Annotated in this window: 25 protein-coding genes; 2 read left to right on the top strand and 23 right to left on the bottom strand. The window is 50.0% G+C overall.

Annotation, left to right across the window (positions count from 1 at the left end):
• Positions 1-25: 25 nt before the first annotated feature.
• The 5 genes from msrQ to AC07N2_RS05920 form a co-directional block, all read right to left on the bottom strand.
• Positions 26-670, bottom strand: a complete 645-nt coding sequence (msrQ, locus tag AC07N2_RS05940; RefSeq protein ID WP_494777415.1) for a protein-methionine-sulfoxide reductase heme-binding subunit MsrQ — start codon at positions 668-670, stop codon at positions 26-28.
• A 55-nt stretch (positions 671-725) separates the two neighbouring features.
• Complete coding sequence (msrP, locus tag AC07N2_RS05935; protein WP_494777414.1) at positions 726-1,709, bottom strand: protein-methionine-sulfoxide reductase catalytic subunit MsrP; 984 nt, start codon at positions 1,707-1,709, stop codon at positions 726-728.
• Positions 1,710-1,853: 144 nt separating this feature from the next.
• Complete coding sequence (ccsB, locus tag AC07N2_RS05930; protein ID WP_494777413.1) at positions 1,854-3,005, bottom strand: c-type cytochrome biogenesis protein CcsB; 1,152 nt, start codon at positions 3,003-3,005, stop codon at positions 1,854-1,856.
• A gap of 158 nt (positions 3,006-3,163) precedes the next feature.
• Positions 3,164-5,281, bottom strand: a complete 2,118-nt coding sequence (locus AC07N2_RS05925) for a cytochrome c biogenesis protein ResB (RefSeq protein WP_494777412.1) — start codon at positions 5,279-5,281, stop codon at positions 3,164-3,166.
• 145 nt (positions 5,282-5,426) lie between these two features.
• Positions 5,427-6,086 (bottom strand): c-type cytochrome, encoded by a 660-nt coding sequence (locus AC07N2_RS05920; protein ID WP_494777411.1) that lies wholly within the window; start codon positions 6,084-6,086, stop codon positions 5,427-5,429.
• A 163-nt stretch (positions 6,087-6,249) separates the two neighbouring features.
• Between AC07N2_RS05920 and yihA the strand changes: the two genes are divergently transcribed.
• Together yihA and hemB are read left to right on the top strand one after the other, a co-directional pair.
• Positions 6,250-6,957 carry a ribosome biogenesis GTP-binding protein YihA/YsxC gene (gene yihA / locus AC07N2_RS05915; protein WP_494777410.1) on the top strand — a complete coding sequence of 236 codons (708 nt, stop codon included), beginning with the start codon at positions 6,250-6,252 and terminating at the stop codon, positions 6,955-6,957.
• Positions 6,958-7,168: 211 nt separating this feature from the next.
• Positions 7,169-8,182: a porphobilinogen synthase gene (gene hemB / locus AC07N2_RS05910; protein WP_494777409.1), complete on the top strand. Its 1,014-nt coding sequence runs from the start codon at positions 7,169-7,171 to the stop codon at positions 8,180-8,182.
• Positions 8,183-8,254: 72 nt separating this feature from the next.
• On the opposite strand, the gene AC07N2_RS05905 is transcribed toward hemB, so the two are convergent.
• From AC07N2_RS05905 to rplF, 18 genes are all read right to left on the bottom strand, one after another.
• The gene (locus AC07N2_RS05905; RefSeq protein ID WP_494777408.1) at positions 8,255-8,893 is read right to left on the bottom strand and encodes a peroxiredoxin; all 639 of its coding nucleotides are present in this window, start codon (positions 8,891-8,893) and stop codon (positions 8,255-8,257) included.
• 125 nt (positions 8,894-9,018) lie between these two features.
• Positions 9,019-10,779 carry a protein-disulfide reductase DsbD gene (gene dsbD / locus AC07N2_RS05900; RefSeq protein WP_494777407.1) on the bottom strand — a complete coding sequence of 587 codons (1,761 nt, stop codon included), beginning with the start codon at positions 10,777-10,779 and terminating at the stop codon, positions 9,019-9,021.
• Positions 10,772-11,113 carry a divalent-cation tolerance protein CutA gene (gene cutA / locus AC07N2_RS05895; protein ID WP_494777406.1) on the bottom strand — a complete coding sequence of 114 codons (342 nt, stop codon included), beginning with the start codon at positions 11,111-11,113 and terminating at the stop codon, positions 10,772-10,774. Before cutA ends, dsbD begins: the two co-directional genes overlap by 8 nt.
• Positions 11,114-11,130: 17 nt before the next feature.
• The gene (locus AC07N2_RS05890) at positions 11,131-11,904 is read right to left on the bottom strand and encodes an ABC transporter permease (RefSeq protein WP_494777405.1); all 774 of its coding nucleotides are present in this window, start codon (positions 11,902-11,904) and stop codon (positions 11,131-11,133) included.
• Positions 11,905-11,912: 8 nt separating this feature from the next.
• Complete coding sequence (locus AC07N2_RS05885) at positions 11,913-12,845, bottom strand: ATP-binding cassette domain-containing protein (RefSeq protein ID WP_494777404.1); 933 nt, start codon at positions 12,843-12,845, stop codon at positions 11,913-11,915.
• Positions 12,846-12,968: 123 nt separating this feature from the next.
• Positions 12,969-13,364, bottom strand: coding sequence for a 50S ribosomal protein L17 (gene rplQ / locus AC07N2_RS05880; RefSeq protein ID WP_494777403.1), 396 nt, complete (start codon positions 13,362-13,364; stop codon positions 12,969-12,971).
• A 147-nt stretch (positions 13,365-13,511) separates the two neighbouring features.
• Positions 13,512-14,489 carry a DNA-directed RNA polymerase subunit alpha gene (locus tag AC07N2_RS05875; RefSeq protein WP_076593048.1) on the bottom strand — a complete coding sequence of 326 codons (978 nt, stop codon included), beginning with the start codon at positions 14,487-14,489 and terminating at the stop codon, positions 13,512-13,514.
• 94 nt (positions 14,490-14,583) lie between these two features.
• Positions 14,584-15,207, bottom strand: coding sequence for a 30S ribosomal protein S4 (rpsD, locus tag AC07N2_RS05870; RefSeq protein ID WP_076593047.1), 624 nt, complete (start codon positions 15,205-15,207; stop codon positions 14,584-14,586).
• Between the two features lie 175 nt (positions 15,208-15,382).
• Entirely contained in the window at positions 15,383-15,787 is a 405-nt protein-coding gene (rpsK, locus tag AC07N2_RS05865; RefSeq protein ID WP_007875349.1) for a 30S ribosomal protein S11, read from the bottom strand.
• A gap of 45 nt (positions 15,788-15,832) precedes the next feature.
• Entirely contained in the window at positions 15,833-16,198 is a 366-nt protein-coding gene (gene rpsM / locus AC07N2_RS05860) for a 30S ribosomal protein S13 (RefSeq protein WP_076593046.1), read from the bottom strand.
• A 28-nt stretch (positions 16,199-16,226) separates the two neighbouring features.
• The gene (gene rpmJ, locus AC07N2_RS05855) at positions 16,227-16,340 is read right to left on the bottom strand and encodes a 50S ribosomal protein L36 (protein WP_012081231.1); all 114 of its coding nucleotides are present in this window, start codon (positions 16,338-16,340) and stop codon (positions 16,227-16,229) included.
• Between the two features lie 40 nt (positions 16,341-16,380).
• Positions 16,381-16,599, bottom strand: a complete 219-nt coding sequence (gene infA, locus AC07N2_RS05850; protein WP_005663428.1) for a translation initiation factor IF-1 — start codon at positions 16,597-16,599, stop codon at positions 16,381-16,383.
• Positions 16,600-16,623: 24 nt separating this feature from the next.
• Complete coding sequence (secY, locus tag AC07N2_RS05845) at positions 16,624-17,955, bottom strand: preprotein translocase subunit SecY (protein ID WP_076593045.1); 1,332 nt, start codon at positions 17,953-17,955, stop codon at positions 16,624-16,626.
• Between the two features lie 27 nt (positions 17,956-17,982).
• Positions 17,983-18,414: a 50S ribosomal protein L15 gene (gene rplO, locus AC07N2_RS05840; protein WP_076593044.1), complete on the bottom strand. Its 432-nt coding sequence runs from the start codon at positions 18,412-18,414 to the stop codon at positions 17,983-17,985.
• Positions 18,415-18,440: 26 nt separating this feature from the next.
• On the bottom strand, positions 18,441-18,620 hold the full coding sequence (gene rpmD, locus AC07N2_RS05835; RefSeq protein ID WP_206604447.1) for a 50S ribosomal protein L30: 180 nt from the start codon (positions 18,618-18,620) through the stop codon (positions 18,441-18,443).
• A 10-nt stretch (positions 18,621-18,630) separates the two neighbouring features.
• Positions 18,631-19,149, bottom strand: a complete 519-nt coding sequence (rpsE, locus tag AC07N2_RS05830) for a 30S ribosomal protein S5 (protein WP_076593042.1) — start codon at positions 19,147-19,149, stop codon at positions 18,631-18,633.
• Between the two features lie 12 nt (positions 19,150-19,161).
• Entirely contained in the window at positions 19,162-19,524 is a 363-nt protein-coding gene (gene rplR / locus AC07N2_RS05825) for a 50S ribosomal protein L18 (RefSeq protein WP_076593041.1), read from the bottom strand.
• 9 nt (positions 19,525-19,533) lie between these two features.
• Complete coding sequence (gene rplF / locus AC07N2_RS05820; RefSeq protein ID WP_076593040.1) at positions 19,534-20,067, bottom strand: 50S ribosomal protein L6; 534 nt, start codon at positions 20,065-20,067, stop codon at positions 19,534-19,536.
• Positions 20,068-20,077: the final 10 nt, after the last annotated feature.

Here is a 20,077-nt window from a genome sequence, read left to right as displayed (position 1 = left end):
AGCACGCCTTATCCGATTCGCTTGATCAGATAGCTCTACCTGCGACCGCAGGCGCTTTCACTCGCTTCTGCCACCACCAAAAAATTCGCAGCAACAACAAGACGCCGACTATCGATCCGAAAATGATCGGTTGTTCGAAATCGTGCTTCCCAGCCTTCATCCACCAAAAATGCAAGATGCCCAGCATGGCAATCGCATAAACCAAGCGATGCAACCATTGCCAGCGCTTGCTACCTAAACGTTTCACCATACCGTTGGTACTGGTCACCGCAAGTGGAATCAATAATACGAATGCAGAAAAACCAACCGTGATAAACGGACGCTTCAGCACATCTTTCCACATCTCACTTAGATCAAAGAAATGATCGAACCAGAAGAAAGTCATGAAGTGCAAACAAGCATAAAAGAAGGCGAACAAACCTATCATGCGACGTAATTTGAGCAGCCAGTTCCATTTACTAAAACGCCGCAAAGGCGTAACCGCCAAAGTCATACACAAAAAATACAAGGTCCAGTCACCCGTGTTACGCGTGATGAATTCGATCGGATTTGCACCCAACTGATCCGTCACGGTAAATAGCACCAGTCGGGCAAACGGCAGCAAGGCCAGCGCAAACAAGACACCCTTCAGTATCGTGAATTGGCGTGGGGATGGATTAAGCGTCAGCATGATGAGCTATTGATAGCTACGAAAATGACCTTGATCAAAAAGTACTCAGTCAGCATCAGAAAAACTTCTTCAAATCCATACCCGCATACAGTGGCGCAACCTGACTATATCCATTGAACATTAAAGTCGGGCGTTTCTTGGTAAACAAACCGTCTTCGCCGATACGGCGTTCACTCGCTTGCGACCAACGTGGATGATCAACTTGCGGATTCACATTTGAATAAAAACCGTATTCGCGTGGCGCTGCCAGATTCCAGGCCGTACGCGGCTGGTCCTTGGTGAAGCGTATCTTGACGATAGACTTCGCCGATTTAAAACCATATTTCCACGGCGTCACTATGCGTACAGGCGCGCCATTTTGATTCGGCAATACTTCGCCATACATGCCTAGCGTTAGCAGCGTCAGTGGATGATTTGCTTCATCGATGCGCAGACCTTCTACATACGGCCAATCGAGCACGGCACGATTCAAACCCGGCATCGTTTCCTTGTCTGCCACCGTCACGAATTCAACATACTTTGCATTGGAATTCGGTTCGACCTTCTTGACCAACTCCGACAATGAATAACCTATCCACGGAATCACCATCGACCAGCCTTCCACGCAACGCAATCGATAGACGCGCTCTTCCAGTGGCGCCAGTTTCAGCAGGCTATCAATATCCAGCGTCATCGGCTTTTTGATTTCGCCTTCTATAGCAATAGTCCACGGACGCGTCTTCAGCGTGGAGGCGTAACGCGCGGGATCGCTCTTGTCGGTACCGAATTCGTAAAAATTATTGTAGGTCGTCGCGTCTTTGTAGGATGTTTGCTTATCCATCACGACATAAGCCGGATTCAGCTTGGCTGCGAGTTTTTGTGCAGTGGCGGATTGTGCGGCAAATGCTTCGCGCGTTGCCATTTCAAGCAATGCGCCACCGGCAATGGAGCCGACTGCAAGTTTTTGTATGAAAGCACGTCGCGCCTCAAATACTGCACGAGGTGTGATTTCAGAGGCGTATGGAAGATCTATTCCATCCGAATTACGTTTGATTAACATGGCAGCTCCGTATAAGGCTTGTGCTCATTAGTCTATTCAGACTCGCCAACCTTACAGGAGTTTCAAAATAGAAAGGGGAAACCACAAATTCAGTTTCCCCTTGCCCGTTCTTTTCAGAATTGTGTATTCGACGCGATGCCGATCTTACAGCTCACCGTAGGAATGCAAGCCCGAGAGGAACATATTGACACCCAGGAAAGCGAAAGTTGTTACCAGCAAGCCAATTACAGCCCACCATGCAGCAACCTTGCCGCGCAAACCCTTCATCAAACGCATGTGCAACCACGATGCATAGTTGAGCCAGACGATCAGCGCCCAGGTTTCCTTCGGATCCCACGACCAGTAACCGCCCCACGCTTCTGCCGCCCACAATGCCCCGAGGATAGTTGCGATAGTGAAGAACGCGAAACCAACCGCGATCGCCTTGTACATCACATCATCCAGCACTTCCAGCGCAGGCAGACGATCAACAAAAATACCGTGCGACTTCAACAGGTAAGCGACGGCTACCATCGCTGCCAATGAAAACGTTCCGTAACCGATAAAGTTGGCCGGCACATGTATCTTCATCCACCAGCTTTGCAAGGCAGGAACCAGCGGCTGAATTTCCGCCGCATCACGGCTGACCGTGTACCAGAGTAAGAAACCAACTGCCGCCGAAATTACCAGCAACACGAATGGACCCAACTGACGCGTCGCATAAACCTGTTCGTAGTACAAATAAAACAATGCTGTGATCATGCAGAACAAGATGAACACTTCATACAGATTCGATACCGGAATATGACCAACATCTGCACCGATCAAATACGACTCATACCAACGCACCAGCATGCCGGTGAAACCCATGATCACAGCAGCCCAGCACAGCTTGCTGCCGAGTGAAGCGCCGGTAGGTGAACGCGCGATCAATCCACCCCAGTAAAACACCGTTGATAAAAGGAAGAGCGTACTCATCCACAGAATCGCCGATTGGCTGGAGAGCAAATACTTCAGGAAGAATTTCTGATCGGCCATCGCCAACGCACCGCCGTACATCGAAATCGCAGAGAGCGATAACACCGCCAACAAAGCAATCAGCCAACGCACCGATTTCCAGTGCCAACCCAACCATGCGAATGTAGGCGCGGCCAATACGAGGATCGCTTCCTCGTAGATATCCATGTGATGGCCAAAGTGATTCAGCGCAAATAACGACGCTGCCAACAGGGCTGCGCCGTATAACCAGTCCAGCATCGACAGGCGCTTGAAGAAACCCGGTGGCTGCGTATAAATTTGATCTTGTACTGCGTCCATTGCTATCTCCGTAATGATTACTACCGACTTGCAATATGGCTTTTCACCTAGATAAAGCCGTACAAAGTTCAGTGTAAATTCTTGATCTGCATATCCTGCAAAGGCGAAACCGATAAGGGCAGCTCAGTATAGTTGAGTCTGCCCGTTAATTCAGTTTGTTACTTCTGCTCCGGCCCCGATTGCAGCAGTTGCTTTTTAAATATCTCAAACTCTTTTTCGAAGTCGAGTGTCTTGCGTTGTGAACTCATTGCCATGATTGCGCGCGCGCCGCCATCTTCCGATTTGATCCAAATCCAGAGTCGACGTTCACGTATATAGAACATCGAGAACACACCGAGCACGAGCAACAAACAACCGAAATAAACTATATTCTTGCCCGGCGAACGCGTCACTTGTAATACCGATGCCTTGATCTCGTCAAAGCCTTGCAACTGCAGATAAACCGGCGCGCCGTAAAAGAATGAATCTGAAAATGCATTCGTTGCCAATTGCAAAAAGCGACCATGCTTTTCATCCAGTTCAATCGGTTTTAAACCTTCTTTTGCACGTGCAATTTGCCACAAATCCCACATGCTGCCATTCATGATTTTCATGAAAATATCAGCAGCCTTTTCCTGATCTTGTGGCGGAATCCGCTCCAGAAATTTCGACACGGCAATATAACCAGCGTCCTGCCCGTCTCCGGCAAAAATCGTCAAGCCTTTCAATGCAGAAGCCTGCAATTGCGCACGCAATGCACTGACGCCTTCACGCGATTCAGGCAATGCGCGTTGCGCATAACGCTGCGCCGCCAACAAGCGCAAATCAGGATTCAAAATCGCGGCACGCAGACGCATCCACTCTTCCACCGTATCGTTATCATCTGCTGGAATACGCAGGAAGCGGAACGGATCGGCCGGCGATTCACGCATGCCAGCAAGGAACACATACGCGCCATCTACCAGCACAGGCTGCATGTAGTTATGGTATTCACGCGCCTGGCCATTCTTGTCGCGCAATTTATATTGCACGCTTGGACCGACGTTTTTCAAATCCTTGTTATTAGCGTTCTTCGCTGCGGAGCCCAGGTGTTTATCGAAACTGGATGACAAACCCTGATTCGGATTAACGGCACGTACATCCTGCCCGTTCTTTGCCATATTCTCGACGTTGAATGCGCGGAAGCCTGACCATTCAACCGTGTAATCACCACCTTTGGCGGATTCAAGCGGTGTCGTACCACCGACCTCACCCTGCAAGGAAAATGCCGTGTGTCCAATGCCCTGCATCGGATAACCAGCCAGCTTCAACTTGCTGCCACCATCTTCAAAACTTGACTGATACACCGCTACGCCACGATAGATCAGTGGTTCGTTCACCTTGATGGTGGCGGGAAATACTTTGCCGTTTTCATGATCAGTCACCACTACTTCGCTGGCAAACAACTTGGGCATGCCGGTCGAGTAGTAATCGATGATGAATTTTTTGAGCTGTATCGTGAAAGGCAAATCCTGAATCAGTACGCCGTCTTGCTGCGCAATAATAGCGGTACTACTGCTGCTGCCTTCCGGGATCAGCGTATTGCCACGAAAGGTTGGATTGCCCAAACCCAGACGGTGCTGCGCTGGAATTTCTGCGATGACACCACTGCCGGAGAACGGTGTTTTATCGAACAATAATTTTTGTATGCGTATCGGTAACTCGGAGTCGAGCAAACCACCAATACAAATAATCACTATCGAGCTGTGCGCAAAAATATAGCCCCACTTATTGGCCGCACCTTGTTTGGCGGCAATCAGCGTGGCATTTTCTTTTTCAACGACTTTGGTTTTGTAACCGTTGGCAGCAACGCGCTCCAACATTTGCGAGGTCAAAGCAGCACGTGAGATATTGACCTGCCACTCCGCCTTGTGATGAAAGTTACGCAGTGACTGCTCACGCACATTCTCGCGCCAGCTGCGCATGTCCTTCAACATCTTGGGCGCATTACGCAACAAGCAAAGCGAAGTCGAGGTCACGAGGAAGGCCATGATTAGCAAGAACCACCAGGTCGAGTACACGGCATACAGGTTCAGCTTGCCGAATACTTCAAACCAGAAAGGCCCGAACTGATTGACGTAATTCGTCATCGGTTCGTTTTGCTTTAGTACGGTACCGATAATCGATGCAATCGAAATCAATGTCAGCAAGCTGATCGCGAAGCGCATTGAAGACAACAATTCGACGGTATCCGCCAACCAACGGCGGCTGGTTTTTAATTCCCATCCACCCGTATTTGTTTCTGTTTCGCTTGTCATTCCGTCATCCTAAAACCGCTACTAAAACATAAGCCGACCGTCAGTGTAGATGGTATCCGGCGCATCTTCGCGGTGTCTCCGTAAAAAGAAAAAAGGGGTAGCCTTAGCCACCCCTTTTTTTATTCATCTTCTGGCAATTATTTTTTTATTTCAAGCCAGCGACGTAATCTGATACTGCTTGAATTTCCTCATCCGACATACGCTTGGCAATGGTTGTCATCGGCTCGCTGTTTTTACGCGCACCGGTGCGGAAAGCGATCAGTTGTGCCGCTGTGTAATCTTGATGCTGACCAGCCAATCGTGGGTACTGCGCAGGAATACCTACGCCGTTTGCGCTATGGCAAGCCGCGCAAGCCGGGATGCTCTTTTCAGCGATGCCGCCACGGTAGATTTTTTTGCCCAGTTCAACCGTATCTTTATTCTTGGCTGCGCCTGGGGATGGCTTTTGCTTGGCAAGATAGGCGATCACGTTTTGAATATCGTCTTCTGTCATGCCTTTGGCAATCGAAGTCATGATCGCGTTGTTACGCGCAGGGCCTTTGAAATCAACCAGTTGCTTATGAATATAAGCACCGTGCTGACCTGCAAGCTTGGGGTTTTGTGAGATCGTCGAGTTACCTGCTGCACCGTGGCAAGCGATACAAGCGGTGACATTGCGTGTAGCGTCGCCCGTGTTGTAAAGCGCTTCGCCTTTGGCTGGATCAGCTTTAACGGTTTTTTTATCTTCAGAAGCGTTGGCGATAGAGGCAATTGCCAACAATGCAACGAACAAGGATTTTACGATTGGAGAACAAACACGATTCATTCAAACACCCTGGAGACTTAATTATTAAAATTTTGCCCTAATGGCGACGATTTACGGCCACTTAGACACGAGTTCTCTTCTGCGGCGCAACAATGCGTAACCCCTTATTGTACAATAGCTTTCCGGCATTTTTGCCACCCTTCAAGCATTTTCTGCTCATCCTATGTCCCTACTTTGGCAAGCCCGCTTCTTTACCACGGTCAATCATCTCCGTGACCTGCCAAATACGCAAGTCCCTGAAATCGCATTCGCCGGTCGCTCTAACGCAGGTAAATCTACCGCAATTAACATCCTGTGCAACCAGAAAAAACTGGCTTTTGCATCCAAAACACCGGGCCGCACACAGCACATCAACTATTTCTCCATTGGTGGCGCGCATGTCGGCCAACATCGTAAAGATGAAACCAAGGTAGATGAAATCCGCGGCTTGCTGGTGGATTTGCCAGGCTATGGCTATGCACAGGTGTCAGGCTCGGCCAAGCTGCACTGGCAAGAATTGTTGGGCGATTACGTACAACGTCGCGAACAACTCGCCGCTTTGGTATTGATTATTGATTCACGTCGTCCGTTTACCGATCTTGATATCCAGATGCTGGAATGGTTTGCACCAACCGGCAAGCCGATACACTGCCTGCTGACGAAATCCGACAAACTCAACCGCAACGACTCGGCCAATGCCTTGCGTACCGCGCGCACCATCCTCGGCAGCTATGTGGATGAAAACGGCGAACCGTTTCCATTTACGGCACAATTATTTTCTGCGCTCAAACGCAGCGGCCTCGATGAAGCCAACGACAAGATTGTGGAATTATTGGGATTGAATGTCGAACCGCCAGAAGTAGCGAACGACACAGATACAAATGATGTCTGACGAATAAGCACACGCCGGGCAAAAAAAGGCCCTGGAGAAAGGGGAGTATCTCCAGGGCAATAATGCCATATCGCGCTTGTGCGACCTGGCCCCGCTCAGGGAGGAGAAGCGGGAGATGCAAAGCACCCGCTACTAGGATGAGCATACGGTAAAAAAGTTTCATTTATTTTTCCCGTTTTTTTAACAACCCTCATTTTGTTGAATGACCGCCATGTCCAAACTTTTATCCAATGCACAATTTCCCGCGGTACGGATGCGCCGTATGCGCAAGGACGCCTTCTCGCGCGCGATGATGCGCGAGAACGTGGTCACGCCGGCCGATCTGATTTATCCGGTGTTTATTACCGAAGGTGAAAACCAGCGTGAAAAAGTGTCATCCATGCCGGGCGTGGAACGTCTTTCCGTTGATTTATTATTAAGCGTCGCAGAAGAATGCGTAGAACTGCACATTCCAGTCTTGGCATTATTCCCCGTCATTCAAGCGTCGTTGAAAACACCTGATGGTATTGAGGCAACCAACCCGAACGGCCTGATCCCACGCGCCGTACGCGAGTTGAAAAAACGCTTCCCTGAATTGGGCATTCTGACCGACGTCGCGCTCGACCCTTACACCAGCCACGGCCAGGACGGCGTGCTCGACGCACATGGCTACGTACTCAACGATGAAACCTGCGCCATCCTCACCAAACAAGCGCTGGCACAAGCTGAAGCCGGTGTCGATATCGTTGCACCATCTGACATGATGGATGGCCGCATCGGTGCCATCCGCTCCGCACTGGAATCGCACCACCACATTTACACGCGCATCATGGCCTACTCAGCCAAATACGCATCAGCGTTTTACGGCCCATTCCGCGATGCAGTCGGCTCTTCAGCGACGCTGGGTAAAAGCAACAAGTCCACTTATCAAATGGATCCAGCCAACAGCGACGAAGCCTTGCGTGAAGTTGCCTTGGATCTGGCTGAAGGTGCCGACATGGTGATGGTCAAACCTGGCATGCCGTACCTGGACATCGTGCGTCGCGTCAAAGACGAATTCAAGGTACCGACCTTTGCCTATCAAGTCAGTGGCGAATACGCGATGATCAAGGCCGCAGCGCAAAATGGCTGGCTAGATCACGACAAGACCATGATGGAATCCATGATCGCATTCAAACGTGCCGGCGCCGATGGCGTGCTGACTTACTTTGCACGCGATATCGCGCGACGCCTGAAACTGGGCTGATCACTGAGTACGAAATAAGCAGAAAAACAAAAAGCGTCCAAATGGACGCTTTTTTATTTGCGGCAATGCCGATTACTTATTTGGTTGTGGTGTCAGTCGCAGATAAGGACGCTCAGCCTTGTAACCCTTAGGATACTTTTGCTTGATGACGGCTTCATCCTGTATCGTCAGCGGAATGATCACGTCATCGCCATCACGCCAGTTGCCCGGCGTTGCAACGGTGTAGCCATCAGTCAGTTGCAAGGCATCGATCACGCGCAGTACTTCATCGAAGTTACGGCCGGTGCTCATAGGGTAAGTAATCGTCAGGCGGATTTTCTTTTGTGGATCAATCACGAACAGCGAACGTACGGTAGCCGTCGCCGATTGGTTCGGATGAATCATGTCGTACAAGGTAGAAACCGATTTGTCGGCATCTGCAACGATAGGGAAACCAACCACAGTTTTTTGCGTCGCTTCGATATCCTTGATCCACTCGACATGTTTTTCTGCAGGATCAACCGACAGTGCAATCGCTTTCACATTGCGTTTGTCGAATTCAGGTTTCAGCTTGGCAGTCAGGCCCAGCTCGGTAGTGCAGACCGGCGTGAAGTCAGCTGGATGCGAAAATAAAACAACCCAGGAATCGCCTGCCCATTCGTGAAATTTTATTTTGCCGATCGACGAATCTTGCGTGAAATCGGGGGCAGTATCGCCTAAACGTAAAGTCATTGCTTTCTCCTTAACACTGTAATCATCAAAGTCTGACTATAGCCCGGCCAGACAACTTTCCCAACGACAAATAACAACTATACAAATAACGGGAAGCTATGATCATAGCGCAAGCTGCGCCGCACTTAAAATTGCTTGATCAGTGCCAACGATTGCGTGAACTTGTCTGCGTTCTGAAAACCAATCACACGTCCGCCTTGAATTTCCTGACCGGCCTTATCAAAGAAAATAATGCCCGGCGGTCCGAATAAATTGAAGCGGCGTAACATGGCTTTGTCTTCCGCATCGTTCGCCGTTACATCGACCTGCAGCAACACCATTTCAGCGAAGTAGGTACGCACACGCTGATCGGTGAAAGTCAATTTTTCCATCTCGATACAAGAGACACACCAATCCGCATAGAAATCCAGCATCACATGTTTGCCTTTGGCCTGTGCCAAAGCAGCATCCAGATCCGCTACCGTTTTAACACGCTTGAACGTCACCTTCTCTTGGCGCTCACCTTGCAAATGCTCAAGCGGCGCCAATGCATCACGGCCACCCGTTGCAACGCCGACCAATTGCAGCATGCCGAGTACCACGCAAATCAAACCGACCGCCTTCGAGAACCAACCACCTTTTGCGCCCCACAGCAAATAAGCGCCATAACCAACCAGCAGCGCAGTCCAACCCAGCATTTGCGCGACGGCAGGAATCACCGGCGACACCATCCACAAGGCGACAGCCAACATCAGCACACCGAAGAAACGCTTGACCGCATCCATCCACATCCCGGCACGCGGCAACAAAGCACCTGCGGACAAACCGACTAGCAGTAAAGGCACACTCATACCGATCGCCATCGTAAACAGAGCGCTGCCACCTATCATCACATCACGAGTCTGGCTGATATAAACCAAGGCACCTGCCAAAGGCGCGGCCACGCAAGGACCGACGATCAGTGCCGACAAAGCACCCATGATGAACACGCCGATTAGCTTGCCGGCAGACTGCTTCTCCGACGCCTGCGTCAATTTGGTTTGTATTGCTGCAGGCATCTGCAATTGATAAACATCAAACATCGACAAGGCCAGTACAACCATCAAAATAGCGAAGGTGCCCAAGACCCATGGATTCTGCAGTGCCGCTGCCAAGCCTTCACCGATCAAGCCTGCTGCCGTGCCGAGCAAGGTATAGACAATCGCCATCCCCAACGAATACACCAACGCCAATACAAAGCCACGACTGCGCTTTACTTGTGTGCCCTCGCCCACAATGATGCTGGAAAGGATAGGCACCATAGGCAAGACACAAGGCGTAAACGCCAGCCCCAAGCCCAGTAAAAAGAAGAGCGGCAGTATGGTCAGCAACTTCCCGCTTTTCAGTGAACGTTCTATCTGCCCCATTTCAGATTCAGGCAAGGCATTGCCTGCCTGCGCAGTGAAAGCCGACGATGACAATATCTCCGCAGTACCACCAGCAACCGACAAACGCGCCTCGGAATCCATAGGCGAATAACACAAGCCTTTATCTGAACAACCCTGGCTGGTCGCTATCAATGTGAATGGAGCAGAAGCTTCTACCGGGATGCGTATCGTCACGCTATTGCGATACGTTTCAACATCCTTCTGAAACGTTTCATCGAATTTGATTTTTCCATCAGGGATAATCGGCTCACCCAATGTCGCGCCAGCGGCCTTGAATGCAAAACGTTCGCGGTACATGTAATAACCGTCAGCGATCGCGTAAGTGACTGCTATTGTTTTTGCATCGTCCATGCGCGCAGAAAATTTGAACGCCACTTCAGGGTTCAAAAACTCTTCATCGGCATGCACAAGCGGCACCAAGCCGCACAATACAATTGCCAGAAAAAAACCGCGCAGCATCAACATCCAATTCTTAAACATCACTATCCTTATTTGTTTCCTGCCTCACCCAATCGAGATAGGCAGACAAACCTTCAACAACGGGAACTGCAATAATTTCCGGCACATCGTATGGATGTGCGGCTTTGATCGCGGCTTCCAATTCGGCGTAACGCGCTTGTGTCGTTTTAATATGCAGCGTTACTTCACTTGCCTCTTCAATCACGCCTTGCCAGCGATAAACAGATTGCACTGCAGGCAAGATATTCACGCACGCAGCCAAACGTTGTTCAAGCAAGTGCTGCGCTAACTTCTTTGCGCTTTCTATATTGGGCACATTGCTGCACACCAACAATACTTGGCCTGTTATCGACATGCGTATTCAACCTTCGTTCAATTCAACAGACGTTTGCGCGTCAATACGACCGCAACATAAAATCCTGCGACGCAATATGTAAGCAATATGCCTATATCCAGCACTGGCGTTGGCGGCCAAGTGCCCAGAATCAGTGGACGCACCAGATTCACCGCAGCACCCAGCGGCAATATACTTGAGATCACTTGCAACCACGATGGCAATTGCGCAATCGGATAATACACACCCGACAGAAAGATCATCGGCGTCAATACCAGCGTGAAATAGTAGGTGAAGAAATCGTAGCCTTTGGCTAGTGCGTTAATCACCAAGCCCATGGATGCGAACATCATGCCGATCAAGAACAACAAAGGCACGACCAGGATCGTATGCCAATGCAAACCTATGCCCAGCGCGAAGATCACACACAAGATTGCCACACCCGAGATCAATGCCTTGGTCGCTGCCCACAGCATCTCCGCCAGCACCACATCATCCAGCGATAGCGGAGCATTCAATAACGCTTCCCACGTCTTTTGCACATGCATACGCGAGAAAGCGGAATACAGCGTCTCAAACGAGGTCACCATCATAATGGACATGCATATCGAGCCGGACGCCAGATATTGAATATACGGAATGCCATTCACGTGCGTCAGCAAGCTGCCAAGGCCATAACCGAAAGCGACCAGAGTAATCAATGGATCGGCAATATTGCCCAGCACGCTGGCACCAGCCAGTTTTTTCCACACCAGAAAATTGCGTTGCCAGACAGGAAAGGCGCGCAGCGAAAAAGTAGGCAAAGCAAACATGGTCGATTTCAATCTCGCATCTCCCTGCCAGTCAATTTCAAAAACACATCTTCCAGATTGGCTGGACGGTGAACGTAGCGCAGATTTGGCGTTTTATCCAAGCCATCGAGCAAGGCTTGCGCATCGTTGGTGTAGCAAAAGATCGTTTCACCGCTGACTTCATAACGCGCTGATTTTGCCCTCCCTTCCGCTGCGCCCCATGCTGCTGCCGCATCACCATAGACTTCGACCACCTGCGCCTCAATATGTTGCGCAATCAAATCGCGTGGCGAACCTTCTACAATTAATTTGCCATGATCCATCACCGCGAGACGGTCGCACAGGCGCTCGGCCTCATCCATGAAGTGCGTGGTCAGGAATATCGTTTTGCCACGTGCCAGCAACGCTTTCAGACGTTCCCAGATCATATGACGCGCTTGCGGATCAAGACCGGTAGTCGGCTCATCCATGAAGATCAGATCAGGATCGTTAACCAAGGCACGCGCCAAGGTTAAGCGGCGCCGCATACCACCGGACAACTCACCAATATGCGCATCTTTTTTATTCGTCAGATTGGCGAATTCCAGCAGTGATGGGATGCGCGCCAGTATTGTTTTGTCATCGATACCAAAGTAACGACCAAAGACCAGCAGGTTCTCCGATACGGTGAAATCCGGATCCAGATTATCGCCTTGCGGCACCACACCGACACGCGCACGTGCTTCGCGCGCATATTGTGGAATCACGTGATCAACCAGCGTAATCGAGCCACTGTCAGGCGTAGTCAAACCTAGGCACAAACGCAGCGTCGTTGTTTTACCCGCGCCATTTGGCCCCAACAGTCCATAACATTCGCCGCGCCGCAACGCGAATGACAAACCATCAATCACCTTGCTGCTTGCAGCATCGCGGCCAAACGATTTATGCAGATCGACGACGGAGAGGATGGAAGAATCGGGCATGAGTAACCGCTCTTTATTAAGAGTGTCCATCTTGCCACAAACATCTTTGTCGTTCTGAAAAAGCAAAAGCCAGGCATAGCCTGGCTTTTGTCATTTATGCAAACCGCTTGCGCGGTCGCTTACTTATTCGCCGCTGTTGTCTTCAACAGCTTCAGTTGTGTCTGGACGATCAACCAATTCGATAAATGCCATTGGTGCGTTGTCGCCAACACGGAAACCCATTTTCAAGATACGCAGGTAGCCGCCGTTGCGGTTTGCGTAACGTGGGCCGAGTTCAGCAAACAGTTTGACAACCATTTCGCGATCGCGCAGGCGATTGAAGGCGAGACGTTTGTTTGCCAGGCTGTCGGTTTTGCCGAGAGTCAGGATTGGTTCAATAACGCGACGCAGTTCTTTTGCTTTTGGCAATGTTGTTTTGATTGCTTCGTGACGCAGCAAGGAAACAGTCATGTTGCGCAACATAGCAAGACGGTGCGAAGAAGTACGATTTAATTTACGAAGGCCGTGACGGTGACGCATGGTAATTCCTTTCTAGTTTGAGTTTAAATCCAGTTCTTCTATCGACACTGCATAGTGCAATGACGCGGACCGGTATCTATAAATTTTACGACGACGGATTCTACTACAAAAACCATTGGGGCAGAGTCGCCTCTACCCCAACTTAAATTACTTCTCCAAACCAGCTGGCGGCCAGTTTTCGAGTTTCATGCCCAACGTCAAACCGCGGGATGCCAATACTTCCTTGATTTCATTCAAGGACTTACGGCCGAGGTTAGGCGTTTTCAACAATTCATTTTCGCTACGTTGGATCAAATCACCAATGTAGTAAATGTTTTCTGCTTTGAGGCAGTTAGCCGAACGTACTGTCAGTTCCAGATCATCGACTGGGCGCAACAGGATAGGATCGACTGCAGGTGCACGTGAAGGTGCGTCTGCTGGCGCTTCTGTGCCTTCCAGAGCAGCGAATACATTCAGTTGATCAACCAGAACGCGCGCCGATTGGCGAATCGCTTCTTCTGGCGAGATCACGCCGTTTGTTTCGATGTTGATGACCAGCTTGTCCAGATCCGTACGTTGTTCAACACGAGCCGACTCAACTGCGTACGACACGCGACGAACTGGCGAGAACGAAGCGTCCAGAATAATGCGGCCGATAGTCTTGTTGGTATCTTCCGACAAGCGACGAACGTTACCTGGTACATAGCCACGGCCTTTTTCGACTTTGATCTGCATGTCGAGTTTGCCGCCAGCGGTCAAGTGAGCAATCACGTGATCCGGGTTGATCAGCTCAACGTCGTGTGGCAATTCGATATCGGATGCCAACACTGGGCCTTCGCCGTCTTTCTTCAGGATCAGGGTGACGTCGTCACGGTTGTGCAACTTGAACACAACGCCCTTCAGATTCAACAACAGATCAACAACGTCTTCCTGCACGCCGTCGAGTGACGAGTATTCGTGAACTACACCAGCGATAGTGACTTCTGTTGGCGCGTAGCCAACCATCGAAGACAACAGAACGCGACGCAGCGCGTTACCCAAGGTGTGGCCATAACCACGTTCGAACGGTTCCATCACGACTTTAGCGTGACCGGCACCGAGCACTTCAACTTCAATAATACGTGGCTTCAACAAACTGTTTTGCATGAAATGTCCTTTTCAATACCCTCGGCTCATTACACCGATAAGGCTGATGGCATTACGAGAAAAGCCCACCAGAAGGTGGGCCGGGGATTCAGTATTAACGGGAATACAATTCGACGATCAACGATTCGTTGACGTCGTTAGCGATTTCGCTACGATCAGGAGAGGACTTGAAAGTACCTTCCATTTTCTTAGCATCAACCGATACCCATGATGGCATACCGATTTGTTCAGCCAAGGACAAAGCCTCAACGATACGCACTTGTTTTTTCGATTTTTCACGAACAGCGATGACGTCGCCTGGTTTAACTTGGTACGAAGCGATGTTGACAACGATACCGTTGACGGTGAACGCTTTGTGCGAGACCAACTGACGGCCTTCAGCACGTGTCGAACCGAAGCCCATGCGATACACGACGTTGTCGAGACGCGCTTCGAGCAATTTCAACAATGTTTCGCCGGTGTTGCCTTTACGACGGTCGGCTTCTGCGAAGTAGCGGCGGAACTGACGTTCCAAAATGCCGTACATACGTTTAACTTTTTGCTTCTCACGCAATTGATTGCCGTAGTCAGAGGTACGAGCACCGGAAGTGCGACCATGTTGACCAGGTTTCGAATCAAGTTTGCATTTCGAGTCCAGCGAACGACGTGCGCTTTTCAGGAAAAGGTCGGTACCTTCACGACGGGAGAGTTTTGCTTTAGGTCCAATATAACGTGCCACGAGAATTTCCTTTAGATAATGACGCCCCGAATGAATCTTCTTGCGAAAACCAATTCACTGAGCGCTAGTCTGACAAACCTGCAATCAGACAGTGGGCTTACTTAAGAACAAAACCCGCCAAGGTCTTTGGCGGGCGAATTACGGCACAACAAACTACCGTTGATACAACAAATGCTTAGATACGACGACGCTTTGGTGGGCGGCAACCGTTATGTGGCACTGGTGTAACGTCTTGAATCTGGGTAATTTTGATACCGAGATTGTTCAACGCACGCACAGCCGATTCACGGCCTGGGCCTGGGCCCTTGATGCGAACTTCCAGATTCTTGATGCCACATTCAATCGCGACCTTGCCAGCTGCTTCTGCTGCAACCTGCGCTGCAAACGGAGTCGATTTACGCGAGCCCTTGAAGCCAGCACCGCCAGACGTTGCCCATGACAGCGCATTGCCTTGACGATCTGTGATCGTGATGATGGTGTTGTTGAAAGACGCGTGTACGTGCGCGATGCCTTCAGCAACGTTCTTTTTAACTTTCTTACGCACACGTGCTGCTGCGGCGTTATTAGGTGCTTTTGCCATTATTCTTTCCTTGAATCCGACGTCTAATCGAACTACTTACTTGAATTATTTCTTCAGCGATTGTGCTGCTTTACGCGGACCCTTGCGAGTACGTGCATTCGTACGTGTACGCTGACCACGGCAAGGCAAACCTTTGCGATGACGCATACCACGATAGCAACCCAAGTCCATCAGGCGCTTGATGTTCATCGAGATTTCGCGGCGCAGATCGCCTTCGACGATGAATTTTGCAATCTCATCGCGCAGCTTTTCGAGCTCGTTGTCGTCCAGATCTTTGACCTTTTTAGTGGTCAGAACACCGGCTGTGTCGCAAATTTTTTGCGAACGTGGGCGGCCAATACCATAAATAGCGGTCAGACCGATTACAGTATGTTGATGGTTGGGTACGTTTACCCCTGCGATACGTGCCATTCGTTATTCCTCAATCAATAACGTTAAATTAACCTTGGCGCTGCTTATGACGCGGTTCGATGCAAATTACTCGAACGACGCCCTTGCGCTTGATGATCTTACAGTTGCGGCAGATCCGCTTGACTGATGCGAGCACTTTCATTTTTGCCCTCTTTCTTACAGTTCTTGATTCGTTTTTAAAGTTACTTAGTACGGAACACAATACGTGCCCTACTTAAGTCATAAGGTGTCAATTCTACCGTCACCTTGTCGCCAGGCAAAATGCGAATATAGTTCATGCGCATTTTTCCTGAAATATGACCAAGCACTACGTGCCCATTTTCCAACTTAACTCGAAATGTTGCGTTTGGAAGATTCTCTAGAATCTCCCCCTGCATTTGGATTACGTCGTCTTTTGCCATTCGTTTGCCCGTTTTCCTTCGCGCTTAGCGCGTTGGAATCCCGCCCTTGAAATTCGCTTTGCGGAGCAACGATTCATATTGCTGCGACATCACGTAGTTTTGCACCTGTGCCATGAAGTCCATCGTTACCACCACAATAATCAGAAGTGATGTTCCACCGAAGTAGAACGGTACCTTCCAACGAGCGATCAAGAATTCAGGCAGCAAACACACCAGCGTAATATAGACCGCGCCAGCCAATGTCAACCGAGTCAAAATCTTATCAATATACCGAGCGGTTTGATCACCAGGACGAATACCTGGAACAAACGCACCACTCTTCTTCAAATTATCGGCTGTCTCTTTGCTGTTGAATACCAAAGCGGTATAGAAGAAGCAGAAGAAAACAATCGCAGCAGCATACAGCAAAGCATGAATCGGCTCACCTGGCGCCATCGACGCTGCAAGATCCTTCAAGAACAGGACAAACTTGCTTGTCGTTTCACCCGATGTGAACCAGCTCGTAATCGTCGCCGGAAACAAAATGATCGACGAAGCGAAAATCGGAGGAATCACACCAGCCATATTCAACTTCAATGGCAAATGACTGCTTTGACCACCGTAAATCTTGTTACCCACTTGACGCTTGGCATAGTTCACCAAGATCTTGCGTTGGCCACGTTCAATGAACACAACCAGATACGTTACAGCGGCAACCACCAGACAGATCAGAATTGCTGACAGTGCATTCATCGAACCGGTACGAACCAATTCAAACAAACCTGCAACTGCACTTGGCAAACCTGCCGCGATACCAGCGAAAATGATGATCGAGATGCCGTTACCTAAACCACGTTCGGTAATCTGCTCACCCAACCACATCAAGAACATTGTGCCGGTTACCAGCGTAATCACTGTCGTGAGGCGGAACGCCATGCCTGGATCAATGACCAGGCCAATTTGCGATTCCAGCGCCACTGCGATACCCAAACCTTGAAAGGTCGCCAACAATAACGTGCCGTAGCGTGTGTATTGTGTGATCTTACGACGGCCGGATTCGCCTTCTTTTTTCAACGCTTCCAACTGCGGAGACACTACCGACATTAATTGCATGATGATCGATGCAGAAATGTACGGCATGATACCGAGCGCAAAAATCGTAAAGCGGGACAACGCGCCACCCGAGAACATGTTGAACATGCCCAAGATACCGCCTTGATTTTGCTTAAACAACTGCGCTAACTGTTCCGGATCAATTCCTGGGACAGGAATGTGTGCACCGATACGAAATACAACCAATGCACCGAGCAAGAACCAGAGGCGACCCCATGGAAATCCACTTGTCGCACCCTTAGCAAGCTGAGGAGTAGTCGCCAATGTTTACTCCGTTATCAGACTACAAACTTACGCAACCGAACCACCAGCGGCTTCGATCGCTGCTTTTGCGCCTTTTGTCGCGATCAAGCCTTTGAGCGTCACTTTTTTAGTGATCGAACCGGACAGGATAACGCGAACAACACGTGCGAGCTCACCAATAACGCCGGCTTGTTTCAATGCCAGGATATCGACTTCCGTCACTGGCAATGCTTCCAGATCGGACAAGCGAACTTCTGCTTTGTATGGCGTTGCCAGCGATTTGAAACCACGCTTAGGCAAACGACGTTGCAAAGGCATTTGACCGCCTTCGAAACCGACTTTATGGAAACCGCCTGAACGGGATTTTTGACCTTTGTGACCACGGCCCGATGTCTTACCCAGACCGGAACCGATACCACGGCCGACGCGTCGCTTGTAGTGCTTAGCGCCGTCTGCTGGTTGAATGCTATTCAATTCCATGATTTTCTCCGTGCGTAAGCCGAGGCTTACGACACTACTTTCACGAGATACGATACTTTGTTAATCATGCCGCGAACTGCCGGTGTGTCTTCCAACTCGGATACCGAATTGATACCGCGCAAGCCCAGGCCGCGAACGGTAGCGCGATGTGTTTCGCGGGTACCGATCAAACCTTTGACCAATGTAACTTTAACTGTCTTTGCCATTGTGCTCACCTTAGCCCAGAATTTCTTCAACAGACTTGCCGCGCTTAGCTGCAATTTCCGAAGCAGTGTTCATTTTTGCCAAGCCATCCAGTGTTGCACGAACCATGTTGTAAGGATTGGTCGAACCAGTGGATTTCGCCACAACGTTCGTTACACCCATTACTTCAAAAATTGCGCGCATTGGACCGCCAGCAATTACACCAGTACCGTCTTTAGCTGGCAGCATCAAAACTGATGACGCGCCGTGCTTGCCGGTTACCATGTGCTGCAAAGTACCGTTTTTCAACGTGACTTTGATCATTTTGCGGCGAGCTTCTTCCATTGCTTTTTGCACTGCGACCGGCACTTCTTTCGATTTGCCTTTGCCCATACCGATGCGGCCATCGCCATCACCGACTACAGCCAATGCTGCGAAACCCATGATACGACCACCCTTGACCACTTTGGTCACACGGTTGACCGCGATCATTTTTTCGCGCATGCCATCATCCGGCTTATCGCTTTGCATTTTGGATTGCATTTTTGCCATGACGATTCTTCCTTAGAACTTCAGACCAGCTTCACGCGCAGCTTCAGCAACTGCTTTGACGCGGCCGTGATAACGGAAACCGGAGCGATCGAACGCAACTTCGGCGATTCCTGCTTTCAGTGCTTTTTCTGCAACGCGCTTGCCTACCAGTGCAGCAGCGGCAGTATTACCACCTTTACCGGACTGACCAGCCAACTCTTGGCGCACTTCAGCTTCTAATGTCGATGCTGAGGCCAAAATTTTGGCATCTGGTCCGATGATGCTAGCGTAGATGTGCAAGTTGGTGCGATGCACTGCCAGGCGAATCACCTTTAACTCAGCGATCTTTGCTCGAGTTTGGCGTCCGCGGCGCAGACGTGATTGTTTCTTATCCATCGTCAACCCTTACTTCTTCTTGGTTTCTTTAATCACAACCACTTCGTCCGAATAACGAACGCCTTTGCCTTTGTAAGGCTCAGGACTGCGGTATGCGCGGACTTCAGCAGCCACTTGACCAACTTGCTGGCGGTTGATGCCTTTGATCAGGATCTCGGTTTGCGTCGGTGTTTCCACTTTCACGCCGGCTGGCATTTGGTGTACTACAGGATGCGAGAAACCCAACGAAAGATTCAGCTTGTCACCTTGCGCTGCCGCACGATAACCAACGCCAACCAACGTCAATTTCTTTTCAAAGCCTTTAGTTACGCCATTGACCATGTTATTGACCAATGCGCGCAATGTACCCGACATCGCATTTGCTTCGCGGCTGTCGTTAGCGGCTTTAAAATTCAGCGTACCGTTAGTGTTTTCTACCTGCACCAAGCCATTCAATGACTGGGACAAAGTACCCAACGGGCCTTTTACTGTGATTTGCGCTGCAGTAATGGTCGCTTCCGCGCCACTAGGCAGTGCAATCGGCATTTTACCTACACGAGACATCTTGCACTCC

Source organism: Herminiimonas sp. GW821-FHT09C12, from assembly GCF_059416385.1.
The sequence above is the reverse complement of the archived record's forward strand: the minus strand, read 5'-3'. Positions and strand labels throughout refer to the sequence as shown.

Bases quoted from the DNA above. Each gene is read 5' to 3' on its own strand.
- msrQ (WP_494777415.1), bottom strand. From the start codon at position 670: ATGCTGACGCTTAATCCATCCCCACGCCAATTCACGATACTGAAGGGT.
- msrP (WP_494777414.1), bottom strand. From the start codon at position 1,709: ATGTTAATCAAACGTAATTCGGATGGAATAGATCTTCCATACGCCTCT.
- ccsB (WP_494777413.1), bottom strand. From the start codon at position 3,005: ATGGACGCAGTACAAGATCAAATTTATACGCAGCCACCGGGTTTCTTC.
- AC07N2_RS05925 (WP_494777412.1), bottom strand. From the start codon at position 5,281: ATGACAAGCGAAACAGAAACAAATACGGGTGGATGGGAATTAAAAACC.
- AC07N2_RS05920 (WP_494777411.1), bottom strand. From the start codon at position 6,086: ATGAATCGTGTTTGTTCTCCAATCGTAAAATCCTTGTTCGTTGCATTG.
- yihA (WP_494777410.1), top strand. From the start codon at position 6,250: ATGTCCCTACTTTGGCAAGCCCGCTTCTTTACCACGGTCAATCATCTC.
- hemB (WP_494777409.1), top strand. From the start codon at position 7,169: ATGTCCAAACTTTTATCCAATGCACAATTTCCCGCGGTACGGATGCGC.
- AC07N2_RS05905 (WP_494777408.1), bottom strand. From the start codon at position 8,893: ATGACTTTACGTTTAGGCGATACTGCCCCCGATTTCACGCAAGATTCG.
- dsbD (WP_494777407.1), bottom strand. From the start codon at position 10,779: ATGTTTAAGAATTGGATGTTGATGCTGCGCGGTTTTTTTCTGGCAATT.
- cutA (WP_494777406.1), bottom strand. From the start codon at position 11,113: ATGTCGATAACAGGCCAAGTATTGTTGGTGTGCAGCAATGTGCCCAAT.
- AC07N2_RS05890 (WP_494777405.1), bottom strand. From the start codon at position 11,904: ATGTTTGCTTTGCCTACTTTTTCGCTGCGCGCCTTTCCTGTCTGGCAA.
- AC07N2_RS05885 (WP_494777404.1), bottom strand. From the start codon at position 12,845: ATGCCCGATTCTTCCATCCTCTCCGTCGTCGATCTGCATAAATCGTTT.
- rplQ (WP_494777403.1), bottom strand. From the start codon at position 13,364: ATGCGTCACCGTCACGGCCTTCGTAAATTAAATCGTACTTCTTCGCAC.
- AC07N2_RS05875 (WP_076593048.1), bottom strand. From the start codon at position 14,489: ATGCAAAACAGTTTGTTGAAGCCACGTATTATTGAAGTTGAAGTGCTC.
- rpsK (WP_007875349.1), bottom strand. From the start codon at position 15,787: ATGGCAAAAGCACCTAATAACGCCGCAGCAGCACGTGTGCGTAAGAAA.
- rpsM (WP_076593046.1), bottom strand. From the start codon at position 16,198: ATGGCACGTATCGCAGGGGTAAACGTACCCAACCATCAACATACTGTA.
- rpmJ (WP_012081231.1), bottom strand. From the start codon at position 16,340: ATGAAAGTGCTCGCATCAGTCAAGCGGATCTGCCGCAACTGTAAGATC.
- infA (WP_005663428.1), bottom strand. From the start codon at position 16,599: ATGGCAAAAGACGACGTAATCCAAATGCAGGGGGAGATTCTAGAGAAT.
- rplO (WP_076593044.1), bottom strand. From the start codon at position 18,414: ATGGAATTGAATAGCATTCAACCAGCAGACGGCGCTAAGCACTACAAG.
- rpmD (WP_206604447.1), bottom strand. From the start codon at position 18,620: ATGGCAAAGACAGTTAAAGTTACATTGGTCAAAGGTTTGATCGGTACC.
- rpsE (WP_076593042.1), bottom strand. From the start codon at position 19,149: ATGGCAAAAATGCAATCCAAAATGCAAAGCGATAAGCCGGATGATGGC.
- rplR (WP_076593041.1), bottom strand. From the start codon at position 19,524: ATGGATAAGAAACAATCACGTCTGCGCCGCGGACGCCAAACTCGAGCA.
- rplF (WP_076593040.1), bottom strand. From the start codon at position 20,067: ATGTCTCGTGTAGGTAAAATGCCGATTGCACTGCCTAGTGGCGCGGAA.